Annotated in this window: 11 protein-coding genes; 10 read left to right on the top strand and 1 reads right to left on the bottom strand. The window is 61.0% G+C overall.

The features are described from left to right. Positions 1 to 249 precede the first annotated feature (249 nt). A complete protein-coding gene (gene murJ / locus ACQKKX_RS17055; RefSeq protein ID WP_427572292.1) occupies positions 250 to 1,842 on the top strand; it encodes a murein biosynthesis integral membrane protein MurJ in 1,593 nt (530 codons plus the stop codon). On the opposite strand, the gene ACQKKX_RS17050 is transcribed toward murJ, so the two are convergent. After that, a complete protein-coding gene (locus ACQKKX_RS17050; RefSeq protein WP_427572291.1) occupies positions 1,843 to 2,337 on the bottom strand; it encodes a D-Ala-D-Ala carboxypeptidase family metallohydrolase in 495 nt (164 codons plus the stop codon). It abuts the gene before it with no gap. A gap of 569 nt (positions 2,338 to 2,906) precedes the next feature. On the opposite strand from ACQKKX_RS17050, the gene trpS reads away from it, so the two are divergent. The 9 genes from trpS (at position 2,907) to ACQKKX_RS17005 (ending at position 10,463) form a co-directional block, all read left to right on the top strand. Further along, positions 2,907 to 3,971 carry a tryptophan--tRNA ligase gene (gene trpS / locus ACQKKX_RS17045; protein ID WP_427572289.1) on the top strand — a complete coding sequence of 355 codons (1,065 nt, stop codon included), beginning with the start codon at positions 2,907 to 2,909 and terminating at the stop codon, positions 3,969 to 3,971. Positions 3,972 to 4,164: 193 nt separating this feature from the next. After that, positions 4,165 to 4,656 carry a universal stress protein gene (locus ACQKKX_RS17040; protein ID WP_427572287.1) on the top strand — a complete coding sequence of 164 codons (492 nt, stop codon included), beginning with the start codon at positions 4,165 to 4,167 and terminating at the stop codon, positions 4,654 to 4,656. A 127-nt stretch (positions 4,657 to 4,783) separates the two neighbouring features. Then, positions 4,784 to 5,350 carry a NifU family protein gene (locus tag ACQKKX_RS17035; protein WP_427572286.1) on the top strand — a complete coding sequence of 189 codons (567 nt, stop codon included), beginning with the start codon at positions 4,784 to 4,786 and terminating at the stop codon, positions 5,348 to 5,350. Between the two features lie 51 nt (positions 5,351 to 5,401). Next, positions 5,402 to 6,085, top strand: a complete 684-nt coding sequence (gene tsaB, locus ACQKKX_RS17030; RefSeq protein WP_427572284.1) for a tRNA (adenosine(37)-N6)-threonylcarbamoyltransferase complex dimerization subunit type 1 TsaB — start codon at positions 5,402 to 5,404, stop codon at positions 6,083 to 6,085. Between the two features lie 7 nt (positions 6,086 to 6,092). Next, the gene (locus tag ACQKKX_RS17025) at positions 6,093 to 6,587 is read left to right on the top strand and encodes a GNAT family N-acetyltransferase (RefSeq protein ID WP_427572283.1); all 495 of its coding nucleotides are present in this window, start codon (positions 6,093 to 6,095) and stop codon (positions 6,585 to 6,587) included. A 40-nt stretch (positions 6,588 to 6,627) separates the two neighbouring features. Further along, complete coding sequence (locus tag ACQKKX_RS17020; protein ID WP_427572281.1) at positions 6,628 to 7,056, top strand: Fur family transcriptional regulator; 429 nt, start codon at positions 6,628 to 6,630, stop codon at positions 7,054 to 7,056. Further along, positions 7,053 to 7,928, top strand: a complete 876-nt coding sequence (locus ACQKKX_RS17015; RefSeq protein ID WP_427572279.1) for a lysophospholipid acyltransferase family protein — start codon at positions 7,053 to 7,055, stop codon at positions 7,926 to 7,928. Before ACQKKX_RS17020 ends, ACQKKX_RS17015 begins: the two co-directional genes overlap by 4 nt. A gap of 43 nt (positions 7,929 to 7,971) precedes the next feature. After that, positions 7,972 to 9,375 (top strand): tRNA (N6-isopentenyl adenosine(37)-C2)-methylthiotransferase MiaB, encoded by a 1,404-nt coding sequence (gene miaB / locus ACQKKX_RS17010; RefSeq protein WP_427572278.1) that lies wholly within the window; start codon positions 7,972 to 7,974, stop codon positions 9,373 to 9,375. A 29-nt stretch (positions 9,376 to 9,404) separates the two neighbouring features. Beyond that, a complete protein-coding gene (locus tag ACQKKX_RS17005; protein WP_427572276.1) occupies positions 9,405 to 10,463 on the top strand; it encodes a PhoH family protein in 1,059 nt (352 codons plus the stop codon). The last annotated feature ends 1 nt before the right edge of the window (position 10,464 follow it).

Genomic DNA, 10,464 nt, shown 5'->3' with positions numbered 1-10,464 from the left:
ATCGCGACTGATGCCTTCGATATAGCCTGACATTGCCACCTCCGATCGACGAAGATGATTCTACATCAGGATTGCGTTTTTACACAGCCTCGGCCGTTAGCGGAGCAAGGCGCTCGCCAAACAATCCGGCATCATTTCCGACCGCCAGCTGCATCGCACGGTCCTCACCACTCCGTGACAAAAGATGGCCGCCCGCCTCGCCTCCCGCTATAACACCCCCACGAATCGAACATCCCGGTGAGCCCCCGCATGAGCCTTGTGAAAAAATTCGCCACGGTTGGCGGTGCCACGCTCGGCAGCCGCATCTTCGGTTTCGCCCGCGAAACCCTGATGGCGGCAGCACTCGGCACCGGGCCGATGGCGGACGTGTTTTACGCCGCCTTCCGCTTTCCCAATCTTTTTCGCCGCCTGTTTGCCGAAGGCGCGTTCAACGCCGCCTTCGTGCCGTTGTTTTCCAAGGAGATCGAGGCCAATGGCGTCGAGGGCGCCAAGCGGTTTTCCGAGGAAGTGTTTGGCGTCCTGTTTTCCGCGCTGATGATCATTACCATTGCCATGGAACTGGCCATGCCGTGGCTGGTGACCTGGATCATCGCCCCGGGCTTTGCCGATGACCCGGAAAAGACGTCGATCACCATTCGCCTCGCGGCGGTGATGTTCCCTTATCTCATGTGCATGTCGCTGACGGCGATGATGAGCGGCATGCTCAATTCGCTGCACCACTTCTTTGCCGCCGCCATCGCGCCGGTCTTTCTGAACGTGGTGATGATCGCCGCGCTGTTTTATGCGCTGTGGACGGGCGCCGATCCGCTGTCGACTGCCTGGTATCTTTCCTGGAGCGTGCTGGTTGCCGGTGTCTTGCAGCTGGCCGTGGTCTATTTCGGCGTGCGCCATGCCGGCATCAAGATCGGTTTTCGTCGGCCGCGCATGACTCCCAATGTCAAGCGCCTGCTGGTGCTTGCCGTGCCCGCCGCCATCACCGGCGGCGTTACGCAGATCAACCAGATCATCGGTCAGGCCATCGCCTCCGGCAAGGAAGGCGCGATCGCTGCCCTGCAATATGCCGACCGCATCTACCAGTTGCCGCTCGGCGTGGTCGGCGTCGCCGTCGGGGTCGTGCTTCTGCCGGAACTGGCGCGGGCGCTGAAGGGCGGCAATCTCAAGGAGGCCGCCAATATCCAGAACCGCTCGATCGAATTCGTGCTGTTCCTGACCTTGCCGGCGGCCGCGGGTCTCTGGGTGCTTTCGGATGCCATCACCCGCGTGCTCTATGAACGCGGCGCATTCTCGGCCGAAAACACGACCGTCGTCGGCTCCATCCTTGCCATATACGGCCTGGGTCTTCCCGGTTTCGTGCTGATCAAGGCGCTGCAGCCCGGATTCTACGCCCGCGAGGATACCAGAACGCCCATGCGTTTCACCATGATGGCGGTGGTCGTCAATTCGGCGCTCGCCATCTCGCTGTTCCCGTTGATCGAGGAACGCGGCATCGCCACGGCCGAAGCTGCCGCCGGCTGGATCAATACGATCTTTCTGTTCTCCACGCTGGTCTGGCGCGGCCATCTGAAATGGGAATGGGCCTTTGCCCGTCGCACCGCGCTTCTTTTGGTCTCGGCCGGCGTCATGGCGGTCGCTCTGACCTATGCGCTGGCTTACGCCAGTCCCTGGCTGACACCCGGGTCGCACCTGTTGCAACAGATGGCGGCGCTCGCGGTGCTGATTGCCATTTCCATGCTGGTCTACTTCTCCGTCGCCTTTCTGATCGGCGGCGCCGATCTCGGCATGATCCGCCGCAACCTCAAGCGCAAACCGAAGCCGGCAGCGACGCGGGGTCCGGACGTCTGATCAGCCCCGGCGGTGATGACGTTCGAGGTTGGCCAAGCCGCCCTTGCCACCGGATTTTCCGCCGCAATGCGCCCAGCGACGCTTCGGTCCGATATCCACATGCACGATTCCGTTGCAATAGCGGCCGATGCCGCCGATGCCTGGCGCGCCTGCGGCAGCGGCCAGGATCGCCTTTTCTGAAACGCCCGGCACGCGGATGTCCGCCGCATAGCAGCGGCTGTGCTGCGAGGTGCCGGAATGCGGCCGATGCCCCGATGTCACCATCGGCTTCTTGCCGGTCTTGGCGCGGATATGCGCAAGGATGGCCTCCAGCTTTTCCGGAAAACAGGCGGTGCGCACGCTGACGCGCTGAACCGTGTAGGCGGCTGAATAATCATGCTTGAAGGATGTGCCCCGGCGTTTGCCGGCTTTATCCGCCGCGTCCGCGGATATGGCTGAAAGGACGACGCCGACTGTCATGATGCAGGCAAGCGCGACGCGGGAAAAAATGCGCATTCTGAACTCCGAAACCGTGTCCGTCACACATGGTGAATGGAAGCTTGTTGCGGGTATTTCTTTCCTAAAAGTGACGTCAATAAGGGCAAAAATGCTCTAAATTAGGAGCGGCACTGCCCCATTAATGAATATGCGTTAATAGATTCGCATTTTTCTACTCAAATCCCGCGTTTGGATAGTGGCTTCATGTCCGCTGTTTTGATGGGCATATGGTCTCGTCAATCTATCGTATTTTCGTAAAATTACCTTCATAATCGAAGGGTTAGGGTACTGCCTGTCTGTCTGTCCGGGAAATGACGGCATGCATTCTTCATCGCCTTCATGCAGTCGCAGTCCAGCCGCTCCGTCAGGGCAGGGAAATCGATGAAAAAAATTCCATGGCGGTGACGGAAAGAGTGCTTATGCGACGGATCCTGCCTCGCAAAGCCGGTAGCATCCCACTTGATCCCGCCCCATCCACCGTGCATAAGCCCGCCCGTTAGCAACATGGGCGACATGAGCGCAGAAGGCCGAAAATTCCGTCCTGCTCACCATGCCCTGGGGCCTTCCACAAGCCTGATGAGGACAACATGAACGAATTCAAGCCGCTCGTATTTTCCGGCGTGCAGCCGACCGGCAACCTCCATCTCGGAAACTATCTCGGCGCCATCCGCAAATTCGTGGCGCTGCAGGAGAATAACGACTGCATCTATTGCGTCGTCGATCTCCACGCCATCACAGCCCAGCTCGTCCATGACGACCTGAAGGGCCAGATCCGTTCCATCGCCGCCGCCTTCATTGCTTCGGGCATCGATCCGGTCAAGCATATCGTCTTCAACCAGTCGGCCGTGCCGCAGCATGCCGAACTCGCCTGGATCTTCAACTGCGTCGCGCGCATCGGCTGGATGAACCGCATGACGCAGTTCAAGGACAAGGCTGGCAAGGACCGCGAAAACGCCTCGCTCGGCCTGCTCGCCTATCCGAGCCTGATGGCCGCCGACATTCTAGTCTACCGCGCCACCCACGTTCCGGTTGGTGATGACCAGAAGCAGCATCTGGAACTGGCGCGCGATATCGCCCAGCGTTTCAATATCGAGTTCGGCGAAAAAATCCGCGAGACCGGCACGGGGGTCGACATGGTGGTCGGCGAAGAGCCTATCCATGGCTATTTCCCGCTGGTCGAGCCGCTGATCGGTGGCCCGGCGCCGCGCGTAATGTCCCTGAAGGACGGCACCAAGAAGATGTCGAAGTCGGATCCGTCGGATCTGTCGCGCATCAACCTGATGGACGATGCCGACACGATCCTCAAAAAGATCCGAAAGGCGAAGACCGATCCGGACGCCCTTCCGAGCGAAGTCGATGGTCTCGAGGGACGCCCGGAAGCTGCCAATCTCGTCGGCATCTATGCGGCCCTGTCGGACAAGACCAAGGCGGACGTGCTCGCCGAATTCGGGGGGCAGCAGTTTTCGGTGTTCAAGCCGGCGCTGGCCGATCTCGCCGTCGAGGTGCTTGCCCCCATCACCACGGAAATGCGCCGCCTGATGGACGACACGACGCATATCGACGCGATCCTCAGGGATGGCGGCGAGCGCGCCCGTGCCCGCGCCGAGAAGACCATGAACGAGGTGTCCGATATCATTGGATTCCTGCGCTGAGGATTGCTGCCGGTGAGTTAGGGCCGGCGGTTTGCCCGACATCGCAGCCCCTAACGCCGTCATCCTCGGGCCAAGCCCGAGGATGACGGCGGAGAGGTGAGCGCCTCCCTCGCGCCCCCGCTTTCCCATCCCCACGCTTTTGTATAATGTCCATCACGACCGGACGGGTCGTGTCAGTATCAAGGGGATCTGCATGGTTTCAACGCGGCTATCGCGCCTCGAAGGCCACCGTCGAAAGTTCATGGCGGTCATCGATGGCACGCCCGAATGTGAAAAGGCCGTGCATTACGCGGGCCGTCGCGCCAAGAACTCGAATGGCGCCTTGCTGCTGCTCTATCTCATTCCCGAAGGCGATTTCCAGCAATGGCTGGGTGTCGAGGCGATCATGCGCGCCGAAGCGCGCGAAGAGGCAGAAGCCGTGATGGCCAAGGCTGCCCAAAGCGTGCGCGAAAGTATCGGCATCGATCCGGAAGTGGTCATCCGCGAAGGCAATGCGGCGGAAGAGATCAACGCCCTGATCGAGGAGGATCAGGATATCGCCATTCTCGTTCTTGCCGCCGGTTCCGCCAAGGAAGGGCCGGGGCCGCTGGTCACCTCAATCGCCGGGCGCACCGCCGCCTTCCCCATCCCCGTCACGGTATTGCCCAGCACCCTGACCGACGGGGAAATCGACGCGCTGGCGTAACAGTGCTTTTGTTTCTTGGCTCTTGACCTGCTTTCCACAAAGGCGCACTTGAACGCAAACCTGAACGGTCTTATCTTCTTTGGAAGAATTCTAAACGGGCGGGCACATCTCGCCAGGAGCCATCAAGATGTTCATTCAGACGGAATCCACGCCGAACCCGGCCACCCTGAAATTTCTGCCGGGCAAGGTCGTGCTGGAAAATGGTACGGCTGAATTCCGGTCTGCCGCCGAGGCCGACAAGTCTCCACTTGCCGCGCGGCTGTTCGACGTGCCCGGCGTTACCGGCGTCTATTTCGGTTATGACTTCATCACCGTCAGCAAGTCCGATGCCGAATGGCAGCACCTGAAGCCGGCCATTCTCGGCTCGATAATGGAACACTTCATGTCCGGCCAGCCGGTCATGGGCGGCGGTTCCGCCATGGCCGAAGATCTGGATGAAGAAGGTGAGTTTTTCGAGCAAGGCGACGAAACCGTCGTCGCCACGATCAAGGAACTGCTGGAAACCCGCGTTCGTCCGGCGGTCGCTCAGGATGGCGGCGACATCACCTTCAAAGGGTACAAGGACGGCACCGTCTACCTCAACATGAAGGGTGCTTGCGCCGGCTGCCCGTCCTCGACCGCCACGCTCAAGCACGGCGTTCAGAACCTGCTCAAGCACTTCGTGCCGGAAGTCCAGGCCGTCGAATCCCTCTGATCGATCCCTGCGCCGGCTTGAGCCGGCGCACCAAACTGCCGGTAATTTTTCATGATCGTTCTTGCCCTCGACACTGCCGGCATCGATTGTTCCGTCGCGCTTTATGACGCTGCGAGCGATCGCATCCTCTCCGTCCAGACAGAGATGATCGGCAAGGGCCACGCTGAAAAGCTGATGGCGCAGATCGAGGCCGCGCTGGCAGAAGCTGCAATCACACTGCAGGATGTGGGCCGCATCGCCGTCACCATCGGTCCGGGCTCCTTCACCGGCATCCGCGTTGGCGTCGCTGCCGCCCGTGGGCTGGCCTTATCGCTCGGCATCGAGGCTTTCGGCATCACCACGCTCGAAACCATGGCTGCTCATCATCTGGCCGGCTCCGGGCCTCATCCGGTCGTCGCAGCGATGGACGCCAAGCGCGGTGAAATCTACGCCCAGCCTTTCGGCGCGGATGGTTCGGCCATCGACGAGCCGCGGGCACTGACGCCGCACGCCGTTGCTGAACTCGCCGCGCGTCACGGCGCAATTCTTTCGGGAACGGGCGCCATGGCCATCGCCGCCGCGACCAGCGGTGAAGCCGGCGAGCCAGCCGCCCAGGCCGTGCCGGATCGTTTCGACATCGCCACTGTCGCAAAACTCGGCGCATCGAAACCCGGCGGCAGCGAAAAGCCGAAACCGCTTTACCTGCGTGGGCCGGATGCTAAACCCCAAATAGGGTTCGCCCTGGCCCGCTCCTGAGACACGCATGCACGACGATTATCTAAGTTTGAAGCCTACATTCGACATCGTCACGATGACGACGGATGACTGTCATGCGGTTTCCGAACTCCATGGTTTGCGTTTTTCCCGCCGATGGAACGATGGTGAAATCCACAGCCTTCTTTCCCAGGAAAATACCTTCGGTTTCGTCGCCTATCAGACCAATGCCTTCTTTCGCCGCCCGCTCGGCGGCTTCGTGCTTGCTCGAGAAGTTGCCGGGGAGGCGGAAATCCTGACCGTCGCCGTTTCTGAAAAGGTGGGCCGCCTCGGGCTGGGCTGGCGGCTCATGCAGTCGGCCATGCGCGAGGCTGCCGAACGCGGTGGCGAGACGATGTTTCTTGAGGTCGAAGACGGCAATGTCGCCGCAATCGGGCTCTATCGCAGGCTCGGGTTTGAAACGGTCGCCACCCGTCCAGCCTACTATGAAACGGTAGACGGGAAGAAAGCGGCGGCGCTTGTCATGCGCCGCGATCTTGGCTAGACCCGTGCCTTGTTGAATGCATGAAGCAGGACCGAACGACGTGACGGATCTTACCAAGACGCTGGAGGAACTGTGTGCCGAGCGGGGCATGCGGATGACCGAACAGCGCCGCGTCATTGCCCGGACCCTGCAGGAATCGGACGACCATCCGGATGTCGAGGAGCTCTATCGACGTTCTTCCAAGGTCGACCCGCGCATCTCCATCTCGACCGTCTACCGAACGGTGAAACTGTTCGAGGATGAGGGCATCATCGAGCGCCACGATTTTCGCGACGGCCGTTCGCGCTACGAAACCGTACCGGAAGAGCATCACGATCACATGATCGACGTGCAGTCGGGCACGGTCATCGAGTTCCACTCCGCCGAGATCGAGGCGTTGCAGGAACGTATAGCCCGCGAGCACGGCTTTCGTCTCGTCGGCCACCGGCTCGAGCTTTACGGCATTCCGCTCGACAAGGACGATCCTTGATCACCTGGATACGGATCACGTTCATCATTGCGGGCCTTGTACTGACGACACTGGTCCTTCTGCCGTTTCAACTGGTCGGCCTTGGCTTCGACCTGAAGATTCGTCGTACCATTCCCCGTATCTGGCATCGCATCGCCTGCTGGTTGATGGGGATCCGCATCCGTGTTCACGGCTCGGTCGAGCGCCGCCGCCCCGTCATGCTGTCGGCCAATCACGCCTCCTGGAAGGATATCCTCGTGCTGGGCGCGATCGCCGATGTCGCCTATATCGCCAAGATCGAGGTTGCTGGCTGGCCGGTTTTCGGGACGCTTGCAAAGCTGCAGAAGACCATCTTTGTCGTGCGCGAACAGAAGCGCCGCACCGGCGAGCAGGTCAACGAGATCGCAGAGCGCATGACCGGCGGCGAGATCGTCGTGCTTTTTCCGGAAGGCACGACCTCGGATGGCAACCGCCTTCTCGACGTCAAATCCTCGCTGTTCGGTGCCGCGACTGCCGCAGTCCCGCATACGCCCGACAAGGTGGTTTACGTCCAGCCCGTCACCATTGCCTATACCGGCATTTACGGCATGCCGATGGGCCGTTATCACCGACCGGTCGCGGCATGGCCGGGCGATATCCAGCTTCTGCCGCATCTGATGGGTATTTTCAAAGCCGAGGCGATCGACGTGGATGTCGATTTTGGCGAGGCCATCGCGTTTCGCGAAGGCGATAACCGCAAGCAGCTGAGCGCCGCTGTCATTGCCTCGATGAAGCGCATGCTGCAGGATCGGCTTTATGGCGTGCGTAAGAAGACGCCGGATGCCAAGATTGCCGAAACCGGCCCGGATCCTGTCGAAGACGAAGCGCGGCAGCGTCCAGCCGACGCTCCCTAATACAGGCCTTCAAATCCGGCCTTTCTTACGGTAAAGAGCGGCAATGAACCAGATGACCGTCATGTCCCCGGATGCGGCCGAGACCGCCGAACCCCTTAGCAACACCCGCAAGGTTTTCATCAAGACCTACGGCTGCCAGATGAACGTGTACGACAGCAATCGCATGAGCGATGCGCTGGCGAGCGAAGGTTATGTGGCGACCGAAGAAATGGGCGAAGCGGACCTGATCCTGCTCAATACCTGTCACATCCGCGAAAAGGCGGCCGATAAGGTCTATTCGGCGCTCGGCCGTCTGCGCGACATGAAGCGCACCCGCGCCGAACATGGCCGCGAGTTGATGATCGGTGTCACCGGATGCGTGGCCCAGGCGGAAGGCGAGGAAATCTTGCGCCGCGCGCCGGCGGTGGATGTGGTCGTTGGACCACAGACCTATCACCGGCTGCCGCAGGCGCTCGCCCGCGCCCGTCAGGGTGAACGTGTGGTCGAGACGGATTATGCCGTCGAGGACAAGTTCGAACATCTACCGAAAGTCGACAAGGCCAAGGCCCGTTCGCGCGGCGTCACCTCGTTCCTCACCGTGCAGGAAGGTTGCGACAAATTCTGCACCTTCTGTGTCGTGCCTTATACGCGTGGTTCGGAAGTCTCGCGTCCCGTCGCGCAGATCGTTGACGAGGCCCTGCGTCTGGTCGACAGCGGCGTGCGCGAAATCACTCTGCTCGGCCAGAACGTCAATGCCTGGCGCGGCGAAAGCCCGAAGGGCGGCGAGTGGGGGCTGGGCGAGCTGCTTTATCGCCTCGCCGAAATTCCCGGCATCGCGCGGCTGCGTTACACGACCAGCCACCCGCGCGACATGGACGACCGTCTGATCGAGGCGCATCGCGACCTGCGTGTGCTGATGCCCTATCTGCACCTGCCGGTTCAGGCTGGTTCCGACCGCATCCTGAAAACCATGAACCGCCGCCACACCGGCGCCGAATACCGGCGCTTGATCGAGCGCATCCGTAACGCACGTCCCGATATCGCTCTCTCGAGCGATTTCATCGTCGGTTTCCCCGGCGAGACGGATCACGATTTCGAGGATACGCTGAAGATCGTCGAAGACGTGAAATACGCCTCGGCCTATTCCTTCAAATACTCGACGCGCCCGGGCACGCCCGGCGCCGAACTCGGTTCGCAGGTCGATGAAGCGGTCAAGACCGAACGGCTGGAGCGCCTTCAGGCCCTGCTTTTGCGCCAGCAGCAGGAATTCGCGGAAGGCTGCGTCGGCAAGACCATCGATCTCCTCCTGGAGAAGCCGGGTCGCATGCCGGGCCAACTGATTGGCCGGTCGCCCTGGCTGCAGTCCGTGAATGTTGATGCAAAAGAATCGCAAATCGGTGACATTATTCCGGTACGAATCATCGGAACGGGGCCAAACAGCTTGTTTGCCGAGCGCGTCGGGTCTTAAATAGGCTATCAACAACAGGAGCCTGCCTATTGGTCGAACGTGAATTGGTTTCTTCCTCAACGCGCCAGCCACGCCCCGCCGCGACCGACGCCAATCACTTTGTCCTGACGTTCGAGAACAACAGGCTCGCCAGCGAGCTCTTTGGACAGTTCGATCAGAACCTCAAGCTGCTGGAACAGCGGCTTCAGGTGGATGCCCGCGCCCGCGGCAATTCCGTGACGATTTCCGGGGATGTGACGGCGACAAACCAGGCCCGGCGTGCGCTGGACAGTCTTTACGAGCGGCTGCAGAAGGGCGGCTCGGTCGAGCCTTCCGACGTCGAGGGTGCGATCCGCATGGCACAGGCCGCCGACGACCAACTGCTTCTGCCCACGATGGAGCGGAAAGCCAAATTGTCCATGTCTCAGATCTCCACCCGCAAGAAGACCATTCAAGCCCGCACGCCGACGCAGGATGCCTATATGCGGGCGCTTGAGCGTGCGGAACTGGTCTTCGGTGTCGGTCCGGCAGGCACGGGTAAGACCTATCTGGCCTGCGCCCACGCAGCCCAGCTGCTGGAGCGCGGCGCCGTCGACAAGATTATCCTGACGCGCCCGGCCGTGGAAGCGGGCGAGCGCCTGGGCTTTCTTCCCGGCGATATGAAGGAAAAGGTCGATCCCTATCTGCGCCCGCTCTATGACGCGCTTTACGACATGATCCCGGCCGACAAGGTCGATCGCGCCATTACCGCCGGCGTAATCGAAATCGCGCCGCTCGCCTTCATGCGAGGGCGCACGCTCTCCAATGCCGCCATCATTCTCGACGAGGCGCAGAACACCACATCGATGCAGATGAAGATGTTCCTGACGCGCCTGGGCGAAAACGGCCGCATGATCATCACCGGTGACCCAAGCCAGGTCGACCTTCCCCGTGGTGTCAAATCCGGTCTTGTCGAGGCGCTGCATATTCTCAAGGGCGTCGAGGGAATTTCCGTGGTCCGCTTCCAGGATACCGATGTCGTCCGTCACCCGCTGGTCGGCCGCATCGTGCGGGCCTATGACGCGCAATATGCCGTACACGAGGAAAGCGAGGATCTCGACCGCGCTTAAG

The organism is Neorhizobium sp. NPDC001467 (genome assembly GCF_050275975.1).
Taxonomy (GTDB): domain Bacteria; phylum Pseudomonadota; class Alphaproteobacteria; order Rhizobiales; family Rhizobiaceae; genus Neorhizobium.
This window is presented reverse-complemented; position numbering and strand designations above follow the sequence as displayed.